Genomic DNA, 17,031 nt, shown 5'->3' with positions numbered 1-17,031 from the left:
GAATAAAATGTCTCGTGTTGCTAAAGCACCGGTCGTTATTCCTGCTGGCGTAGAGGTAAAACTCAACGGTCAGGTTATTTCGATCAAAGGTAAAAACGGCGAGCTGACTCGTACAATCAACGATGCTGTTGAAGTTAAACACGCTGATAATGCACTGACTTTCGCTCCGCGCGAAGGCTTTGCAAACGCGTGGGCCCAAGCGGGTACCACTCGTGCGCTGTTGAATGCAATGGTTATCGGTGTTACCGAAGGCTTCACTAAGAAGCTGCAGCTGGTTGGTGTAGGTTATCGCGCAGCAGTTAAAGGCAATGCGGTGAGTTTGGCCCTGGGCTTCTCACACCCTGTTGAACATCCACTGCCAGCGGGAATCACTGCTGAATGTCCAACTCAAACTGAAATCGTGCTGAAAGGCGCTGATAAGCAGATGATTGGACAGGTAGCTGCTGATCTGCGCGCCTACCGTCGTCCTGAGCCTTATAAAGGCAAGGGTGTTCGTTACGCCGACGAAGTCGTGCGTACCAAAGAGGCTAAGAAGAAGTAAGGTAACACTATGGATAAGAAATCTGCTCGTATCCGTCGTGCGACCCGCGCACGTCACAAGCTCAAAGAACTGGGTGCGACTCGTCTGGTGATTCACCGTACGCCTCGTCATATTTATGCACAGGTTATCGCACCGAACGGTTCAGAAGTCCTGGTAGCTGCATCTACTGTAGAGAAAGCTATCGCTGAGCAACTGAAGTACACTGGAAACAAAGACGCCGCTACAGCTGTGGGTAAAGCTGTTGCAGAGCGCGCACTGGAAAAAGGCATCACTGTTGTTGCTTTTGACCGTGCTGGTTTCCAATATCATGGTCGTGTCCAGGCACTGGCAGATGCTGCCCGTGATGCTGGCCTTCAGTTCTAAGGTAGAGGTGTAAGATGGCTCACATCGAAAAACAAGCTGGCGAACTGCAGGAAAAGCTGATCGCGGTAAATCGCGTATCTAAAACCGTTAAAGGTGGTCGTATTTTCTCCTTCACTGCTCTGACAGTGGTTGGCGATGGTAACGGTCGCATTGGTTTTGGTTACGGAAAAGCGCGTGAAGTTCCAGCAGCTATCCAGAAAGCGATGGAAAAAGCCCGTCGCAACATGATTAACGTCGCGCTGAACCACGGCACCCTGCAGCACCCTGTTAAAGGTGTGCACACAGGTTCTCGTGTGTTCATGCAGCCGGCTTCCGAAGGTACTGGTATTATTGCCGGTGGTGCAATGCGCGCCGTTCTGGAAGTCGCTGGAGTTCATAACGTTTTGGCTAAAGCATATGGTTCCACTAACCCGATTAACGTGGTTCGTGCAACTATTGATGGCCTGGCGAATATGAAGTCTCCGGAAATGGTCGCTGCCAAGCGTGGTAAATCCGTTGAAGAAATTCTGGGGTAATTGACCATGGCAAAGACTATTAAAATTACACAAACCCGCAGTGCGATCGGTCGTTTGCCGAAACACAAGGCAACGCTGCTTGGCCTGGGTCTGCGTCGTATTGGCCACACCGTAGAGCGCGAGGATACTCCTGCTGTACGTGGTATGGTCAACGCGGTTTCCTACATGGTTAAAGTTGAGGAGTAAGAGATGCGTTTAAATACTCTGTCTCCGGCCGAAGGGTCTAAGCACGCTTCCAAGCGTCTGGGTCGTGGTATCGGTTCTGGTCTCGGCAAAACCGGCGGTCGTGGTCACAAAGGTCAGAACTCTCGTTCTGGCGGTGGCGTACGTCGTGGGTTCGAAGGTGGCCAGATGCCGTTGTACCGTCGTCTGCCGAAATTCGGTTTCACCTCTCGCAAAGCAATGATCACTGGTGAGATTCGTCTCTCTGATCTGGCGAAAGTTGAAGGCGACGTAGTTGACCTGAACACGCTGAAAGCGGCAAACATTATCGGTATCCAGATCGAGTTCGCGAAAGTGATCTTGTCTGGCGAGGTTTCTCGTCCGGTAACTGTTCGCGGTCTGCGTGTCACTAAAGGCGCTCGTGCTGCTATCGAAGCTGCTGGCGGTAAAATCGAGGAATAAGTAGCAGATGGCAAAGCAACCGGGATTAGATTTTCAAAGTGCTAAAGGCGGGCTTGGCGAGCTGAAACGCAGACTGATGTTTGTTATCGGTGCGCTGATTGTGTTCCGTATTGGCTCTTTTATTCCGATCCCTGGTATTGATGCCGCTGTACTTGCCAAACTGCTTGAGCAACAGCGAGGCACTATCATTGAAATGTTTAACATGTTCTCTGGTGGTGCTCTCAGCCGTGCTTCTATCTTTGCATTGGGTATCATGCCATATATTTCGGCATCGATTATTATCCAGCTGTTAACGGTGGTTCATCCAGCGTTAGCAGAGTTGAAGAAAGAAGGGGAGTCTGGTCGTCGTAAGATCAGCCAGTACACCCGTTACGGCACTCTGGTGCTGGCAATATTCCAGTCAATCGGTATTGCTACCGGTTTACCGAATATGCCTGGTATGCAGGGCCTGGTGTTAAATCCAGGCTTTGCATTCTATTTCACCGCTGTTGTGAGCCTTGTCACCGGGACTATGTTCTTGATGTGGCTTGGTGAACAGATTACTGAGCGCGGTATCGGTAACGGTATCTCAATCATAATCTTCGCTGGTATTGTTGCGGGATTGCCGCCGGCCGTTGGCCATACTATCGAACAAGCAAGGCAAGGCGACCTGCACTTCCTCCTGTTGCTGTTGGTTGCAGTACTAGTATTCGCAGTGACCTTCTTCGTTGTTTTTGTTGAACGTGGTCAACGCCGCATTGTGGTAAACTACGCAAAACGTCAACAAGGTCGTCGTGTCTATGCTGCGCAGAGCACGCATTTACCGCTGAAAGTGAATATGGCTGGTGTTATTCCAGCAATTTTTGCTTCCAGTATTATTCTGTTCCCAGCAACGATTGCATCGTGGTTCGGGGGCGGTACCGGTTGGAACTGGCTGACTACAATTTCGCTGTATTTGCAGCCTGGGCAACCGCTTTATGTGTTACTCTATGCGTCTGCAATCATCTTCTTCTGTTTCTTCTACACGGCGTTGGTTTTCAACCCGCGTGAAACAGCAGATAACCTGAAGAAGTCCGGTGCATTTGTACCAGGAATTCGTCCGGGAGAACAAACGGCGAAGTATATTGATAAAGTAATGACCCGCCTGACCTTGGTTGGTGCGTTGTATATTACCTTTATCTGCCTAATCCCGGAGTTCATGCGTGACGCAATGAAGGTGCCTTTCTACTTCGGTGGAACCTCACTACTCATTGTTGTCGTGGTTATCATGGACTTTATGGCTCAAGTGCAAACTCTGATGATGTCTAGTCAGTACGAGTCTGCATTGAAGAAAGCGAATCTGAAAGGCTACGGCCGTTAATAGTCGCTTGAGAAGTTACGGAGAGTAAAAATGAAAGTTCGTGCTTCCGTCAAGAAATTATGTCGTAACTGCAAAATCGTTAAGCGTGACGGTGTTATTCGCGTGATTTGCAGCGCCGAACCGAAGCATAAACAGCGTCAAGGCTGATTATCTCGCATATTTTTCTTGCAAAGTTGGGTTGAGCTGGCTAGATTAGCCAGCCAATCTTTTGTATGTCTATGCGTTTCCATTTGAGTATCCTGAAAACGGGCTTTTCGGTATGGGACGCATAATCTAAATAGTAGGAGTGCATAGTGGCCCGTATAGCAGGCATTAACATTCCTGATCAAAAACATACCGTAATCGCTTTAACTTCGATTTACGGTGTCGGCAAGACTCGCTCAAAGGCAATTTGTGCCGCGGCGGGTATCGCTGAAGATGTTAAGATCAGAGAGCTGTCTGAAGAACAAATCGACACGCTGCGTGACGAAGTTGCCAAATTTGTCGTTGAAGGTGATCTGCGCCGTGAAGTGAGTATGAGCATCAAGCGTCTGATGGACCTTGGTTGCTATCGCGGTTTGCGTCATCGTCGTGGTCTGCCAGTGCGCGGTCAGCGTACGAAGACCAACGCACGTACCCGTAAGGGTCCGCGCAAACCGATCAAGAAATAATCGGGGTGATTGAATAATGGCAAAGGCACCAATTCGTGCACGTAAGCGTGTAAGAAAACAAGTCTCTGACGGCGTGGCTCATGTCCATGCTTCTTTCAACAACACTATCGTTACTATCACTGATCGTCAGGGTAACGCATTGGGTTGGGCAACTGCCGGTGGTTCCGGTTTCCGTGGTTCTCGCAAATCTACTCCGTTCGCAGCTCAGGTTGCAGCAGAGCGTTGCGCAGAAGCCGTGAAAGAATACGGTATCAAGAACCTGGAAGTTATGGTTAAGGGACCGGGTCCAGGCCGCGAATCTACCATTCGTGCTCTGAACGCCGCTGGTTTCCGCATCACTAATATTACTGATGTGACTCCGATCCCTCACAACGGTTGTCGTCCGCCGAAAAAACGTCGCGTATAACGCTCGTTTTTAGGAATGTTGGAGAAAGAAAATGGCAAGATATTTGGGTCCTAAGCTCAAGCTGAGCCGTCGCGAGGGCACAGACCTGTTCCTTAAGTCTGGTGTTCGCGCGATCGATACCAAGTGTAAAATTGAACAAGCTCCTGGCCAGCACGGTGCGCGTAAACCGCGTCTGTCTGACTATGGTGTGCAGTTGCGTGAAAAGCAAAAAGTTCGCCGCATGTTCGGTGTTCTGGAGCGTCAGTTCCGTAACTACTATAAAGAAGCGGCTCGTCTGAAAGGCAACACCGGTGAAAACCTGTTGGCTCTGCTGGAAGGTCGTTTAGACAACGTTGTTTACCGTATGGGCTTCGGTGCTACACGTGCAGAAGCACGTCAGCTCGTTAGCCATAAAGCAGTTATGGTAAATGGTCGCGTTGTTAACATCGCTTCTTATCAGGTAACTCCGAATGACGTAGTCAGCATCCGTGAGAAAGCCAAAAAGCAATCTCGCGTGAAGGCCGCTCTGGAGCTGGCTGAACAGCGTGAAAAGCCAACCTGGCTGGAAGTTGATGCTGCTAAGATGGAAGGTGTGTTCAAGCGTAAGCCTGAGCGTACTGATCTGTCCGCGGACATTAACGAACACCTGATCGTCGAGCTTTACTCCAAGTAAAGCTTAGTACCAAAGAGAGGACACAATGCAGGGTTCTGTGACAGAGTTTCTAAAACCGCGCCTGGTAGATATCGAGCAAGTGAGTTCGACGCACGCCAAGGTGACCCTTGAGCCTTTAGAGCGTGGCTTTGGCCATACTCTTGGTAATGCACTGCGCCGTATTCTGCTCTCATCGATGCCGGGTTGCGCGGTGACAGAGGTTGAGATTGATGGTGTACTACATGAGTACAGCACCAAAGAAGGCGTTCAGGAAGATATCCTGGAAATCCTGCTCAACCTGAAAGGGCTGGCGGTAAGAGTTCAAGGTAAAGATGATGTAATTCTTACTCTGAATAAGTCTGGCATTGGCCCTGTGACTGCAGCCGACATCACCCATGATGGTGATGTTGAAATCGTCAAGCCGCAGCATGTGATCTGCCACCTGACTGATGAGAACGCATCTATTAGTATGCGTATCAAAGTTCAGCGCGGTCGCGGTTATGTGCCGGCCTCTGCCCGAATTCATTCGGAAGAAGATGAGCGCCCAATCGGTCGTCTGCTGGTCGACGCCTGCTACAGCCCTGTAGAGCGAATTGCCTACAATGTTGAAGCCGCGCGTGTAGAACAGCGTACCGACCTGGATAAGCTGGTCATCGAAATGGAAACCAACGGCACAATCGATCCTGAAGAGGCGATTCGTCGTGCGGCAACCATTCTGGCTGAACAACTTGAAGCTTTCGTTGACTTACGTGATGTACGTCAGCCGGAAGTTAAAGAAGAGAAACCAGAATTCGATCCGATCTTGCTGCGCCCTGTTGACGATCTGGAATTGACTGTCCGCTCTGCTAACTGCCTTAAGGCAGAAGCTATCCACTATATCGGTGATCTGGTACAGCGTACCGAAGTTGAGCTGCTCAAAACGCCTAACTTGGGTAAAAAATCTCTTACCGAGATTAAAGACGTGCTGGCTTCCCGTGGTTTGTCTCTGGGCATGCGCCTGGAAAACTGGCCACCGGCAAGCATCGCTGACGAGTAACCGGATCACAGGTTAAGGTTTTACTGAGAAGGATAAGGTCATGCGCCATCGTAAGAGTGGTCGTCAACTGAACCGCAACAGCAGCCATCGCCAGGCTATGTTCCGCAATATGGCAGGTTCACTGGTTCGTCATGAGATCATCAAGACGACTCTGCCTAAAGCGAAAGAGCTGCGTCGCGTAGTTGAGCCGCTGATTACTCTTGCCAAGACTGATAGCGTTGCTAATCGTCGTCTGGCATTCGCCCGCACTCGTGATAACGAGATCGTGGCAAAACTGTTTAATGAATTGGGTCCGCGTTTTGCAGCCCGTACTGGTGGTTACACTCGCATTCTTAAGTGTGGCTTCCGTGCAGGTGATAATGCTCCGATGGCTTACATCGAGCTGGTTGATCGCGCCGAGTCTCAAACAGAAGCTGCTGCAGAGTAATCTGTAGTAACGTGAAAAAACCGGGCTTGCCCGGTTTTTTTATATCTGTAATTTCCCTTCCTGCATCAATTCATCGTATCTTATTTATATCCCTTGCTAACACTGACATAAATTAAGTAGGTACCCGATCCATAGTCAGTTTGACTCACTAGCGGATTCATGTACTTCTCTAAAACTCGACTTACTTGTTAAAATTGATAAGGAATAAATGATCATGTTTCGTATTGGAGAGTTGGCCAGACTGGCGGATGTTACGCCCGACACCATACGTTATTATGAAAAGCAGCAAATGATGGATCATGAAGTCAGAACGGAAGGTGGCTTTCGGCTTTATAGTGAAAGCGATTTGCAGCGTCTGAAGTTTATTAGATACGCAAAGCAGTTAGGTTTCACATTAGAGACGATTCGTGAATTACTGTCGATCCGAATTGATCCAGAACATCACACCTGTCAGGAATCAAAGAGCATCGTGCAGTCCAGACTCGTAGAAGTTGAATCTAAAATAAAGGAACTGCAGCATATGCGACGATCGCTGCAAAGGCTGAATGACGCATGTTGCGGTAGTGCCCACAGCAGCACATATTGTTCAATTCTTGAGGCGCTTGAACAAGGAGCGAGTCAGCGTAAAGAATAATTGCGCTCCTACAGATGCAGGCATACACTTGCGTTGTTATTTTAACCAGTTGGAGTTTATATGAGTAAGTATCAGCATAAGAAAGGCATCATAAAGGACAATGCGATTGAGGCTTTGTTACATGATCCGCTTTTTCGTCAACGAGTTGAGCAGAATAAGAAAGGGAAAGGAAGTTATCAGCGTACTGCAAAACATGGTAAGAAGGGTAACTGGGAGGCCAGTGGCAAACAAGCAAATTGCTTTTTTACCACTGGCCTTCCTCTTTTAACTAGCGCAATCAGATTCGCTCGTTCTGCTGTTTCAGCAGGTCGCGGATTTCACTAAGTAATACTTCTTCTTTAGTGGGTGCCGGTGGTGCTGCAGGCTCTTCTACTTTCTTACGGTTCAGTTGGTTAATTGCTTTGATTGCCAGGAAAATTGCGAAGGCAACAATTACAAAATCAAACACATTCTGAATAAAAAGACCGTAATGCATCACTACTGCTGGAATATCCCCAACTGCAGGACGTAAAGTTAAAGCGAAGGATTTAAAATCTACGCCCCCAATCAGCAATCCAAGTGGCGGCATAATAATATCCGCAACAAGTGAAGAAACAATTTTCCCGAATGCTGCACCAATAATCACACCTACTGCCAAATCCACAACATTTCCGCGCATCGCAAATTCGCGAAATTCTTTTAACATGCTCATTTTTCTCTCCTTGTACTGGCTGACGCTAATAAGTCTAACAAATGATTAACCGATTGCCATTACATAAGGTAATAAGAATTCAGTACTAATGCCTTAATAATAAAATGGTTTTTCTGTAGGAGAGAAAAATGAAGCGGAGCTTTTCTCCGCCCAAATAAATTACAGGAAGAAAGGACTTGGTTGGAACAAGCGTTCTACATCGCTGACAAACTTCTTATCTGTCAGGAACATAATGACATGGTCACCTTGTTCAATACGTAAATTGTCATTAGCGATCATGACGTCATTACCACGAACAACGGCGCCAATAATCGTCCCTGGCGGAAGTTTAATTTCATCGATTGAACGGCCCACAACGCGCGAAGTACTTTCATCACCATGAGCAACGGCTTCAATCGCCTCTGCGACACCTCGACGTAGAGAGGACACGCCGACGATATCGGCTTTACGCACGTGACCGAGCAAAGCCGAAATAGTGGCTTGCTGCGGTGATATGGCAATATCAATCACGCTGCCTTGAACGAGGTCAACGTAGGCTTTGCGCTGGATGAGGACCATAACTTTCTTGGCACCCATTCGCTTAGCCAGCATAGCGGACATAATATTGGCTTCATCGTCGTTGGTGACGGCAATAAACAAGTCGACTTGTTCAATATGCTCTTCGGCTAACAACTCTTGATCGGAGGCATCACCGTAGAAAACGATGGTGTTTTGCAACATTTCAGCCAGCTCAGCGGCGCGTTGTGAATCACGCTCAATGAGTTTTACGCTGTAATCCTTTTCAAGTCGCTGCGCGAGACCTGCTCCTATATTCCCACCACCGACTAGCATGATGCGTTTATAGGGTTTCTCGAGACGCTGCAATTCGCTCATTACCGCTCGAATATGCTGAGAGGCGGCAATAAAGAATACTTCATCTCCAGCTTCAACAATGGTTGAACCTTGCGGACGAATAGGCCTGTCGTGTCGGAAAATTGCAGCGACGCGAGTTTCAATATGCGGCATATGTTCACGCATAGTTGAAAGGGCATTCCCCACTAACGGGCCGCCATAATAGGCTTTCACTACGGCGAGACTGACTTTCCCTTCGGCGAAATTTACGACCTGCAGCGCGCCAGGATATTCAATCAGTCGATAAATATTGTCGATTACCAGCTGTTCAGGTGCGATTAGGTGATCAATTGGTACCGCTTCAGCGTTAAACAAACGCTCGGCATCCCTCACATAATCTGGAGCACGAATACGCGCAATTCGGTTTGGAGTATTAAAAAGCGAATACGCTACCTGGCAGGCAATCATATTCGTTTCATCCGAACTGGTTACGGCAACCAACATATCAGCATCATCTGCGCCCGCTTCGCGTAAAACGCGAGGATGCGAGCCGTGACCTTGCACGACGCGTAAGTCGAACTTATCTTGCAAACTGCGTAGGCGATCCTGATTAGTATCAACAACCGTAATATCGTTGTTTTCGCCCACCAGGTTTTCAGCCAGGGTGCCGCCAACCTGGCCCGCACCCAGAATTATTATTTTCATTGTTTATAGCTTCATTGGTGATGAAACCTAAGATTCAGCATTCCTGAATCAGCTTTTAATTAGCTTAGCGTAAAAGAAGCCGTCACCGTCTTCTTGTGAAGGGAGATTCTGGATCCCTGGTTTTTCAGGCGCACCCGTTTCTACCAGTTTCGCTTCAGGATGCAGGGCCATGAATGCAGCAACCTGCTGCCAGTTTTCTTCCGGCAGGATTGAGCACGTAGCGTAAACCAATGTGCCACCTGATTTCAGTCGTGGCCAAATCGCCTCGAGAATCTCTTTTTGCAAGGCGGCTAATTCAGCAATGTCTCTGTCGCGGCGCAACCACTTGATATCGGGATGACGGCGAATAACACCGGTAGCTGAACAAGGTGCATCAAGCAAAATGCGGTCAAACTGTTGCTTGCCACACCACTGCTCAGGAAAACGTCCATCACCGCACTTCACATCCGCAGTCATGCCCAGCCGTTGCAAGTTTTCGTGGACACGTTTCAGGCGCTGCTCGTCAATATCCACGGCCATTACGCGTGCGTTAGGGGCCGCTTCTAAAATATGAGTCGTCTTACCGCCAGGTGCCGCACACAAATCAAGGATCACATCGCCGTCTTGCGGGTCAAGCAGATCAACTGAACCTTGTGCTGAAGCATCCTGAACGGTAACCCAACCTTGCTCAAATCCAGGCAATGCATGGACGGGTGCCGGAGTTTCCAGGCGTACCGCGTCGCGATACTGTGGATGGACATGACCTTCAAGCCCACTTTCAGCCAGTAATGCCATCCACTCTTCACGCGTATGATGCTGGCGATTGACTCGCAGCCACATTGGCGGGCGCTGATTATTTGCATCAACGATAGCTTGCCATTGATTTGGATAGGCTTTTTTCAACCGTTGTAACAGCCATGCAGGGTGCAGGAAGCGGCTTTCATGTTTAGCGGCTTCTGCCATTAGTTCTTCTTGCTGACGCTGGAACTGGCGCAGTACACCGTTAATTAAACCTTTAAGCGACTGGCGCTTAATTGCCACCGCCCCTTCAACTGTTTCTGCAAGCGCGGCATGAGCAGGAATTCGGGTGTAAAGCAGCTGATAAAAACCCACCATAATTAAATAGTGAATGGTACGTTGCTTGCCAGTCATCGGACGGGACATCAACTTACTGACCAGCCACTCAAGTTGCGGCAATGTGCGCAAGACGCCAAAGCACAGCTCTTGAAGTAATGCTTTATCTTTATCAGAGACTTTGTGTTGCATCGCAGGCAGCACGTTACTCAGTGATTGACCTTGTTCCACAACTTGCTCAATCGTCTGTGCGGCCATACTGCGAAGATTTAGTGTTTTTTTCATAACAACGCTCTGTTTTCCGGCGCTTAAAAACAAAAATGCCCAGGTGTTTGGCCTGGGCGCAAAGAATTTCTTTTATCAGGCGAGGAGCGTACCTGGCTTAAACCATTCGCTCCGTGAGTTCAGGAGATCCTGAGCTTTCATCGCTTTCTTACCAGCAGGTTGCAGAGATTGAAGATTTAAAATCCCTTCACCGGTCGCCACCTGAATCCCCTGTTTATTGGATTCCAGGATGGTACCGGGAGCTGCACTAGTGAGCTGATTGATCACAGATGCTTGCCAGACTTTCACAGGCTGCTCTTCTATTTCCAACCAACTCATTGGCCATGGGTTAAATGCCCTGATGCAACGTTCCAACTGCACAGCAGAGAGTGTCCAGTCGATACGTGCTTCTTCCTTGCTGAGTTTCTCGGCGTAAGTCACCAGCTCTTCGTTTTGAATTTCTGGATTGGCACTGCCGGTTGCAAGCTGGTTTAATGTTTCCAATAAACCCTGCGGACCAAGGTTTGCCAGCTTGTCGTATAGCGTTGCACTGGTATCAGTAGCTTCGATTGGGCAGGCAAGTTTGAACAGCATATCGCCGGTATCCAGACCCACATCCATTTGCATAATGGTAACGCCTGTTTCTGCATCACCAGCCCACAATGAACGTTGAATAGGTGCAGCACCTCTCCAGCGAGGCAGCAGTGAACCATGCACATTGATACAGCCCATACGGGGCATATCAAGCACGGCTTTTGGCAGAATCAAACCATAGGCTACGACTACCATCACGTCGGCATTCAGGCTGGAAACGAGTTCCTGATTCTCAGCAGGGCGTAATGAGGCGGGTTGAAATACGGGGATATTCTTTTCTGTCGCCAGCATTTTGACCGGGCCTGGCATCAGTTTTTTGCCGCGCCCAGCTGGCCTGTCGGGCTGGGTGAATACGCCAACGACCTGGTGCTGAGAAGACAACAGCGCGTCAAGATGACGCGCTGCAAAGTCAGGAGTACCCGCGAAAATAATACGCAACGGTTCAGACACATTATTCCCTTTTGTGATGGATTAGGCGGTCTTGTTCAGACGAGCCATTTTTTCCAGTTTCTGACGAATGCGCTGACGTTTCAACGGCGACAAATAGTCGACGAACAGTTTGCCAACCAGGTGATCCATCTCATGCTGAATACAAATGGCGAGCAAGCCATCAGCTTCCAGCTCAAACGTCTTACCTTCACGGTCCAGAGCACGGATTTTGACGCGTTCCGCACGAGGAACTAAGGCACGTTGTTCCGGAATAGACAGACAACCTTCTTCGATGCCGGTTTCGCCGCTTTTTTCCAGCAACTCAGGGTTAATTAAAACCAGTCGCTCGTCGCGGTTTTCGGAAACATCAATCACAATAATTCGTTGATGGATATCCACCTGTGTTGCTGCAAGGCCAATACCTTCCTCTGCGTACATTGTCTCGAACATGTCATCGACAATCCGCTGAATCTCCGCATTCACCTCTTTGACCGGCGTCGCTACAGTGCGAAGGCGCTCGTCCGGAAAATGTAATACCTGCAAAACTGACATAAATATCCAGAGCTGTGTTCAATTGATAGAAAGATTATTACCTCTATTCTAGACATTTCCCGGCCTGATTGACAGCATCAGTGACCAATCGCAAGGATTGCAATTATCGCTTATGGCAGGAGGATGCTGTGCCACCAAAAGAGATCTGGTTACGCCTGATGGCGGTTCAAAATCTGAGCGGCGATAAGTTATTAAAAATTGCCCATTTCTTGTTGAATGATTCTGAATGCTCGACTGCTTCGTTAACTCAAGCAGGTTTATCAACGCGCCAGATAGCTCAATTTAAGGAGTTTAGTGAGAAGGAGATAGATAAAGGACTGTTATGGCTCGAGCAGCCTGACCATTATCTTCTCACTGCAGATGATGCCAGCTACCCTGAACAGTTGCGAGCCGTAGATTGTTACCCCACAGCACTCTTTGTCACGGGCAATATTGAGCTTCTCTCCAGTAACCAACTCGCCGTAGTGGGCAATCGTAATCTTTCTTTGTATGGGGAACGCTGGTGTCGGATGTTTTGTGAACCCCTCGCCACCGCTGGATTAACAATAACCAGTGGTTTAGCGTTAGGCATAGATGCCGTAGCCCATCGCGCGGCGTTGAGTTGTCACGGAAAGACAGTGGCTGTATTGGGAAATGGTCTGGCAAGTATTTATCCAAAACGCCATAAGTCATTAGCCGATGAGATTATTGCTGAAGGTGGTGCAGTCATCTCTGAATTCCCTCTCGAAACGACGCCGTGGCCGGGTAATTTCCCGCGCAGGAATCGAATTATCAGTGGGTTAAGCCGGGCGGTATTTGTTGTGGAGGCCAGCGAGCGCAGCGGATCACTGGTCACTGCTCGTTATGCGATGGAGCAAGGTAGAGAACTTTTTGCATTGCCGGGGGCAGTCGGTAGTCCGGGAAGCGAAGGACCACACTGGTTGATAAAGCAAGGCGCTACCCTTGTGAGCCATCCCTCAGACATACTCGAGTATCTGGAAAGTGAACTGCAATGGCTTCCTTCACCTCACAAAGCACTAATATATTCACAGAATGAAGGGGATCGCACATTGCCATTTCCGGAGCTGTTGGCTAACGTAGGAGATGAGGTTACACCTGTTGACGTCGTCGCTGAACGTGCCGGCCAACCTGTGCCAGTGATAGTAGCTCAACTGCTCGACCTGGAGTTAGCAGGGTGGATCGCAGCTGTACCCGGCGGCTATGTCCGATTAAGGAGGGCATGCCATGTTCGACGTACTAATGTACTTATTTGAAACCTACATCCATAACGAAGTGGAAATGCGAGTTGATCAAGATAAATTGACACGTGATCTCGCCGATGCTGGTTTTGATCACGAAGACATTTATAACGCGCTTGTGTGGCTTGAAAAGTTGGCTGACTATCAAAATGGTCTGGCTGAACCCATGCAACTGGCTGCTGACCCGCTTTCTATGCGTATGTACACCGCAGAAGAATGCCAGCGACTTGATGCATCTTGTCGGGGATTTTTACTGTTCCTGGAACAGATTCAGGTGTTAAACCTCGAAACCCGTGAAATGGTCATTGAAAGAGTACTAGCGTTAGACACTGCCGAGTTCGAGCTAGAAGATTTAAAGTGGGTAGTGCTTATGGTGTTATTCAATATTCCGGGTTGTGAAAACGCTTATCAGCAAATGGAAGAATTACTCTTCGAAGTAAATGAAGGTATGCTGCACTAAATAAAAGTCCCAGCATGAGATGTTATGACCAAATCAGCACTGTTCACTGTGCCTAAAAATGAACCCTGTCCCCAATGTGGGGCAGGGTTAGTCATTCGTTCCGGTAAACACGGCCCTTTCCTTGGCTGCTCTCATTATCCGGAATGTGATTATGTGCGCCCGCTAAAAAGCCTGGCTGATGGTCATGTGGTCAAAGTGCTTGAAGGCCAACTCTGTCCTGTATGTCAGGAAAACCTCGTCTTGCGCCAGGGCCGCTTTGGGATGTTCATCGGTTGTAGTAACTACCCCACCTGCGAACATACTGAAGTTATCGACAAACCCGACGAAACTGCAATCAGTTGCCCGCAATGTCAGCAAGGCAAGTTAGTTCAACGACGCTCGCGATTTGGAAAAAACTTTTGGTCATGCGATACCTATCCGACCTGTCAATTCGTCATTAATAGCAAACCAGTGGCAGGCGTATGTCCTGCGTGTCACTATCCTTTACTTATCGAAAAGAAAACGGCGCAAGGATTGAAACAATTCTGTGCCAGCAAACAATGTGGAAAGCCGGTAACGGCGGAATAAAGCTTGTGAAGACAAACCTGCAAATAGAGCAACTCCAAGAGATCGTTGCCGCCCTGAAACAACAACAAGTCATCGCTTATCCAACCGAAGCTGTTTTTGGCGTCGGTTGTGATCCTGACAGTGAACTGGCTGTCACGCGCTTGCTTGATTTAAAACATCGACCGGTCGACAAAGGCCTGATCCTGATTGCGGCCAACTTCGAGCAACTCGTTCCTTATATAGACAGTGCCGTTCTTTCACAAAAGCAGCGAGAAGATGTGTTTTCTTGCTGGCCAGGACCGGTGACCTTTGTATTCCCTGCTCTTCCATCAACCCCGCGCTGGTTAACCGGGCGATTTGATTCCTTAGCAGTGAGAGTAACGGATCATCCGTTGGTACGTGAGTTATGCCTGGCTTATGGCAAACCTCTGGTTTCTACCAGTGCCAATTTATCTGGTTTGCCACCTTGTCGTACTGCGGATGAAGTCTTCGTACAATTCGGTGATGACTTCCCGGTACTGCAAGGCGATACCGGAGGCAGGCAGAATCCTTCAGAAATTCGTGATGCTTTGACCGGCGAACTGTTCCGCCAGGGGTAAATAATGGAAGCCTTTGCCGTATTTGGTAACCCAATTCAGCACAGCAAGTCACCGCAAATCCATAAGATGTTTGCTGAGCAATTAAATATTGAGCATCCCTATGGCCGAGTGCTGGCACCGGTTGATGCCTTTCTGGAAACGCTTGAGCAGTTTTTGCAGAGCGGCGGTAAGGGAATCAATATTACGGTTCCTTTTAAAGAGCAGGCCTACTTGCGTGCTGATGAGTTGACCGAACGAGCCGCGTTAGCGGGAGCGGTAAATACGCTAAAGCGCCTGGAAGATGGTCGTCTGCTGGGTGATAACACGGATGGAATTGGACTGCTAACCGATTTGCAACGTCTGGGTTTAATCAAACCTGGCCGCCGCATTTTACTGCTGGGCGCTGGTGGTGCAGCAAGGGGAGTACTGCTGCCATTGCTTTCGCTAGACTGCGCAGTGACGATAACCAACCGAACCTACTCGCGGGCAAAAGAACTCGCGCAGTTGTTTAACCATATGGGAAGCGTCCAGGCGGTTGAGCAGCCAGAATTGGAGGGTCATGAATTTGACCTCATTATTAATGCCACTTCGAGCGGTATTGCTGGCGATGTTCCTTCTATCCCTGCTTCGCTGCTTTCTCATAACGTCGATTGCTACGACATGTTCTATCAAAAGGGTGACACGCCTTTCTTGCTGTGGTGTAAACAGCACGGTGTGCAGCACTCTGCAGATGGCCTGGGAATGCTGGTGGGCCAGGCTGCGCATGCTTTTTTCTTGTGGCACGGAGTCTTACCCGAAATTACGCCAGTAATTGAGAAGCTAAAGCAGGAGCTGTCACAGTGAACCAGGCGATCCAGTTTCCCGATCGTGATGAATGGAATGAGGGGCGTCAGGCTATTTGCTTTCCTGCATTAGTAAATGGCTTTCAAGTAATGTGTGGGATTTCCGCAGAGATTATCGCCAGCCGCTATGGTGGCGATAATAAAGAGCAATGGCTTGAGCTCTTTCGTCTAAATCGCTGGGATCTTGAAGAAGAAGCAGAAGCGTTGATAGAAGAAGGCGAAGAAGATGCTCAAGGCTGGATCTGGCTTTCCTGAGCAAGATACTCATCTTTCCAGCGCACGTAGTTATTCGCCGAGTATTTCAAGCCTTCCAGTTCTTCAGATGTAAGAGGGCGAATCTGTTTAACAGGACTGCCAAGATAAAGGTAGCCACTGGCAAGATGCTTGTTTTGCGGCACCAGGCTTCCTGCTCCGATCATGACATCATCTTCTATTACTACGCCATCCAACAAAATCGATCCCATTCCGACAAGCACGCGATTACCAATCGTGCAGCCGTGCAACATAACCTTATGCCCAACCGTCACATCTTCACCGACAATTAGCGGATTACCCTCGGGCTTATAAGAAGATTTGTGGGTGACATGCAATACACTGCCATCCTGAATATTGCTTCGTGCGCCAATCGTCACGTAGTTAACGTCACCACGAATGGCGACTAACGGCCAAATGCTCACATCATCGGCAAGACGAACGTCACCAATGACAACGCTTGAACGATCAAGCATCACACGTTGGCCAATTTCGGGATAAGTTTTTTGGAAAGGTCGCAGTACTGCGGACATAAACACCTCTGGAAGTTCTCTTCGTAGATAGACTGTGGCTGCTTTCTTAACCGATGGCAAGGAGGTAAAGCGCCAAAAACAGGGCGGATCGGATACGATCACAGCGAAAAGGGCGAAAACTAAACAGTCAGCAGAAAAGATCGAAAAAAGGCTTGTGCAATAAAAAGAGATCCCTATAATGCGCCTCCATCGACACGGAACATGTGAACAACATCACAGAGTAACGGCGGCGATGAGAGTCAAATATCCTGAAATTAAGGGTTGACTCTGAAAGAGGAAAGCGTAATATACGCCACC

26 protein-coding genes are annotated in these 17,031 nt (G+C 48.7%); 20 read left to right on the top strand and 6 right to left on the bottom strand.

Features of this window, described 5'->3' with window-relative positions; all coding sequences use genetic code 11:
• Window positions 1-7: 7 nt before the first annotated feature.
• From rplF to WBL83_RS21620, 14 genes are all read left to right on the top strand, one after another.
• On the top strand, window positions 8-541 hold the full coding sequence (gene rplF / locus WBL83_RS21685) for a 50S ribosomal protein L6 (RefSeq protein WP_367594781.1): 534 nt from the start codon (window positions 8-10) through the stop codon (window positions 539-541).
• Window positions 542-550: 9 nt separating this feature from the next.
• On the top strand, window positions 551-904 hold the full coding sequence (gene rplR, locus WBL83_RS21680) for a 50S ribosomal protein L18 (protein ID WP_367594780.1): 354 nt from the start codon (window positions 551-553) through the stop codon (window positions 902-904).
• Window positions 905-918: 14 nt separating this feature from the next.
• Complete coding sequence (rpsE, locus tag WBL83_RS21675; protein ID WP_121264447.1) at window positions 919-1,419, top strand: 30S ribosomal protein S5; 501 nt, start codon at window positions 919-921, stop codon at window positions 1,417-1,419.
• A gap of 6 nt (window positions 1,420-1,425) precedes the next feature.
• Window positions 1,426-1,605: a 50S ribosomal protein L30 gene (gene rpmD / locus WBL83_RS21670; protein ID WP_004846568.1), complete on the top strand. Its 180-nt coding sequence runs from the start codon at window positions 1,426-1,428 to the stop codon at window positions 1,603-1,605.
• A 3-nt stretch (window positions 1,606-1,608) separates the two neighbouring features.
• Entirely contained in the window at window positions 1,609-2,043 is a 435-nt protein-coding gene (rplO, locus tag WBL83_RS21665) for a 50S ribosomal protein L15 (protein WP_034461765.1), read from the top strand.
• A 7-nt stretch (window positions 2,044-2,050) separates the two neighbouring features.
• On the top strand, window positions 2,051-3,382 hold the full coding sequence (secY, locus tag WBL83_RS21660) for a preprotein translocase subunit SecY (protein ID WP_034499015.1): 1,332 nt from the start codon (window positions 2,051-2,053) through the stop codon (window positions 3,380-3,382).
• A gap of 30 nt (window positions 3,383-3,412) precedes the next feature.
• Window positions 3,413-3,529, top strand: coding sequence for a 50S ribosomal protein L36 (gene rpmJ, locus WBL83_RS21655; RefSeq protein WP_000868187.1), 117 nt, complete (start codon window positions 3,413-3,415; stop codon window positions 3,527-3,529).
• 146 nt (window positions 3,530-3,675) lie between these two features.
• Window positions 3,676-4,032, top strand: a complete 357-nt coding sequence (gene rpsM / locus WBL83_RS21650; protein WP_034461763.1) for a 30S ribosomal protein S13 — start codon at window positions 3,676-3,678, stop codon at window positions 4,030-4,032.
• A gap of 16 nt (window positions 4,033-4,048) precedes the next feature.
• Window positions 4,049-4,438 (top strand): 30S ribosomal protein S11, encoded by a 390-nt coding sequence (rpsK, locus tag WBL83_RS21645; protein ID WP_002438687.1) that lies wholly within the window; start codon window positions 4,049-4,051, stop codon window positions 4,436-4,438.
• 31 nt (window positions 4,439-4,469) lie between these two features.
• A complete protein-coding gene (rpsD, locus tag WBL83_RS21640; RefSeq protein WP_183273268.1) occupies window positions 4,470-5,090 on the top strand; it encodes a 30S ribosomal protein S4 in 621 nt (206 codons plus the stop codon).
• A 25-nt stretch (window positions 5,091-5,115) separates the two neighbouring features.
• On the top strand, window positions 5,116-6,105 hold the full coding sequence (locus WBL83_RS21635) for a DNA-directed RNA polymerase subunit alpha (protein ID WP_034461761.1): 990 nt from the start codon (window positions 5,116-5,118) through the stop codon (window positions 6,103-6,105).
• Window positions 6,106-6,145: 40 nt separating this feature from the next.
• A complete protein-coding gene (rplQ, locus tag WBL83_RS21630; protein WP_034461760.1) occupies window positions 6,146-6,532 on the top strand; it encodes a 50S ribosomal protein L17 in 387 nt (128 codons plus the stop codon).
• A 214-nt stretch (window positions 6,533-6,746) separates the two neighbouring features.
• Complete coding sequence (zntR, locus tag WBL83_RS21625; protein ID WP_424591070.1) at window positions 6,747-7,166, top strand: Zn(2+)-responsive transcriptional regulator; 420 nt, start codon at window positions 6,747-6,749, stop codon at window positions 7,164-7,166.
• Between the two features lie 60 nt (window positions 7,167-7,226).
• Window positions 7,227-7,490: an alternative ribosome-rescue factor A gene (locus WBL83_RS21620; RefSeq protein WP_424591064.1), complete on the top strand. Its 264-nt coding sequence runs from the start codon at window positions 7,227-7,229 to the stop codon at window positions 7,488-7,490.
• Here the strand turns inward: WBL83_RS21620 and mscL are convergent.
• From mscL to def, 5 genes are all read right to left on the bottom strand, one after another.
• The gene (gene mscL, locus WBL83_RS21615) at window positions 7,444-7,857 is read right to left on the bottom strand and encodes a large-conductance mechanosensitive channel protein MscL (RefSeq protein ID WP_424591063.1); all 414 of its coding nucleotides are present in this window, start codon (window positions 7,855-7,857) and stop codon (window positions 7,444-7,446) included. The two genes, WBL83_RS21620 and mscL, sit on opposite strands and share 47 nt — an antisense overlap.
• A gap of 159 nt (window positions 7,858-8,016) precedes the next feature.
• Window positions 8,017-9,393, bottom strand: coding sequence for a Trk system potassium transporter TrkA (gene trkA, locus WBL83_RS21610; RefSeq protein WP_064542983.1), 1,377 nt, complete (start codon window positions 9,391-9,393; stop codon window positions 8,017-8,019).
• 48 nt (window positions 9,394-9,441) lie between these two features.
• Entirely contained in the window at window positions 9,442-10,731 is a 1,290-nt protein-coding gene (gene rsmB, locus WBL83_RS21605; protein WP_424591062.1) for a 16S rRNA (cytosine(967)-C(5))-methyltransferase RsmB, read from the bottom strand.
• 75 nt (window positions 10,732-10,806) lie between these two features.
• Entirely contained in the window at window positions 10,807-11,754 is a 948-nt protein-coding gene (gene fmt / locus WBL83_RS21600) for a methionyl-tRNA formyltransferase (protein WP_424591061.1), read from the bottom strand.
• A gap of 21 nt (window positions 11,755-11,775) precedes the next feature.
• A complete protein-coding gene (def, locus tag WBL83_RS21595; protein WP_424591060.1) occupies window positions 11,776-12,285 on the bottom strand; it encodes a peptide deformylase in 510 nt (169 codons plus the stop codon).
• Between the two features lie 128 nt (window positions 12,286-12,413).
• On the opposite strand from def, the gene dprA reads away from it, so the two are divergent.
• From dprA to WBL83_RS21565, 6 genes are read left to right on the top strand one after another with little or no spacing between them, the layout of a single operon-like run.
• On the top strand, window positions 12,414-13,538 hold the full coding sequence (dprA, locus tag WBL83_RS21590) for a DNA-protecting protein DprA (RefSeq protein WP_424591059.1): 1,125 nt from the start codon (window positions 12,414-12,416) through the stop codon (window positions 13,536-13,538).
• Window positions 13,510-13,983 carry a DUF494 family protein Smg gene (gene smg / locus WBL83_RS21585; RefSeq protein ID WP_424591058.1) on the top strand — a complete coding sequence of 158 codons (474 nt, stop codon included), beginning with the start codon at window positions 13,510-13,512 and terminating at the stop codon, window positions 13,981-13,983. Before dprA ends, smg begins: the two co-directional genes overlap by 29 nt.
• Before the next feature lie 24 nt (window positions 13,984-14,007).
• Window positions 14,008-14,550: a topoisomerase DNA-binding C4 zinc finger domain-containing protein gene (locus tag WBL83_RS21580; protein WP_424591057.1), complete on the top strand. Its 543-nt coding sequence runs from the start codon at window positions 14,008-14,010 to the stop codon at window positions 14,548-14,550.
• Between the two features lie 5 nt (window positions 14,551-14,555).
• Window positions 14,556-15,128 (top strand): L-threonylcarbamoyladenylate synthase type 1 TsaC, encoded by a 573-nt coding sequence (tsaC, locus tag WBL83_RS21575; RefSeq protein WP_424591056.1) that lies wholly within the window; start codon window positions 14,556-14,558, stop codon window positions 15,126-15,128.
• Between the two features lie 3 nt (window positions 15,129-15,131).
• Entirely contained in the window at window positions 15,132-15,950 is an 819-nt protein-coding gene (aroE, locus tag WBL83_RS21570) for a shikimate dehydrogenase (protein ID WP_424591055.1), read from the top strand.
• Window positions 15,947-16,204, top strand: a complete 258-nt coding sequence (locus WBL83_RS21565; protein WP_424591054.1) for a DUF1488 domain-containing protein — start codon at window positions 15,947-15,949, stop codon at window positions 16,202-16,204. The genes aroE and WBL83_RS21565 overlap by 4 nt, the downstream gene beginning before the upstream one ends.
• Here the strand turns inward: WBL83_RS21565 and WBL83_RS21560 are convergent.
• Window positions 16,180-16,734 carry a gamma carbonic anhydrase family protein gene (locus WBL83_RS21560; protein WP_424591053.1) on the bottom strand — a complete coding sequence of 185 codons (555 nt, stop codon included), beginning with the start codon at window positions 16,732-16,734 and terminating at the stop codon, window positions 16,180-16,182. The two genes, WBL83_RS21565 and WBL83_RS21560, sit on opposite strands and share 25 nt — an antisense overlap.
• Between the last annotated feature and the right edge of the window lie 297 nt (window positions 16,735-17,031).

This window comes from Buttiauxella sp. (genome assembly GCF_049686335.1).
Taxonomy (GTDB): domain Bacteria; phylum Pseudomonadota; class Gammaproteobacteria; order Enterobacterales; family Enterobacteriaceae; genus Buttiauxella.
This window is presented reverse-complemented; position numbering and strand designations above follow the sequence as displayed.

Coding starts and splice junctions, on each gene's coding strand:
- rplF (WP_367594781.1), top strand. CDS start 8: ATGTCTCGTGTTGCTAAAGCACCGGTCGTTATTCCTGCTGGCGTAGAG.
- rplR (WP_367594780.1), top strand. CDS start 551: ATGGATAAGAAATCTGCTCGTATCCGTCGTGCGACCCGCGCACGTCAC.
- rpsE (WP_121264447.1), top strand. CDS start 919: ATGGCTCACATCGAAAAACAAGCTGGCGAACTGCAGGAAAAGCTGATC.
- rpmD (WP_004846568.1), top strand. CDS start 1,426: ATGGCAAAGACTATTAAAATTACACAAACCCGCAGTGCGATCGGTCGT.
- rplO (WP_034461765.1), top strand. CDS start 1,609: ATGCGTTTAAATACTCTGTCTCCGGCCGAAGGGTCTAAGCACGCTTCC.
- secY (WP_034499015.1), top strand. CDS start 2,051: ATGGCAAAGCAACCGGGATTAGATTTTCAAAGTGCTAAAGGCGGGCTT.
- rpmJ (WP_000868187.1), top strand. CDS start 3,413: ATGAAAGTTCGTGCTTCCGTCAAGAAATTATGTCGTAACTGCAAAATC.
- rpsK (WP_002438687.1), top strand. CDS start 4,049: ATGGCAAAGGCACCAATTCGTGCACGTAAGCGTGTAAGAAAACAAGTC.
- rpsD (WP_183273268.1), top strand. CDS start 4,470: ATGGCAAGATATTTGGGTCCTAAGCTCAAGCTGAGCCGTCGCGAGGGC.
- WBL83_RS21635 (WP_034461761.1), top strand. CDS start 5,116: ATGCAGGGTTCTGTGACAGAGTTTCTAAAACCGCGCCTGGTAGATATC.
- rplQ (WP_034461760.1), top strand. CDS start 6,146: ATGCGCCATCGTAAGAGTGGTCGTCAACTGAACCGCAACAGCAGCCAT.
- zntR (WP_424591070.1), top strand. CDS start 6,747: ATGTTTCGTATTGGAGAGTTGGCCAGACTGGCGGATGTTACGCCCGAC.
- WBL83_RS21620 (WP_424591064.1), top strand. CDS start 7,227: ATGAGTAAGTATCAGCATAAGAAAGGCATCATAAAGGACAATGCGATT.
- mscL (WP_424591063.1), bottom strand. CDS start 7,857: ATGAGCATGTTAAAAGAATTTCGCGAATTTGCGATGCGCGGAAATGTT.
- trkA (WP_064542983.1), bottom strand. CDS start 9,393: ATGAAAATAATAATTCTGGGTGCGGGCCAGGTTGGCGGCACCCTGGCT.
- rsmB (WP_424591062.1), bottom strand. CDS start 10,731: ATGAAAAAAACACTAAATCTTCGCAGTATGGCCGCACAGACGATTGAG.
- def (WP_424591060.1), bottom strand. CDS start 12,285: ATGTCAGTTTTGCAGGTATTACATTTTCCGGACGAGCGCCTTCGCACT.
- smg (WP_424591058.1), top strand. CDS start 13,510: ATGTTCGACGTACTAATGTACTTATTTGAAACCTACATCCATAACGAA.
- WBL83_RS21580 (WP_424591057.1), top strand. CDS start 14,008: ATGACCAAATCAGCACTGTTCACTGTGCCTAAAAATGAACCCTGTCCC.
- aroE (WP_424591055.1), top strand. CDS start 15,132: ATGGAAGCCTTTGCCGTATTTGGTAACCCAATTCAGCACAGCAAGTCA.
- WBL83_RS21560 (WP_424591053.1), bottom strand. CDS start 16,734: ATGTCCGCAGTACTGCGACCTTTCCAAAAAACTTATCCCGAAATTGGC.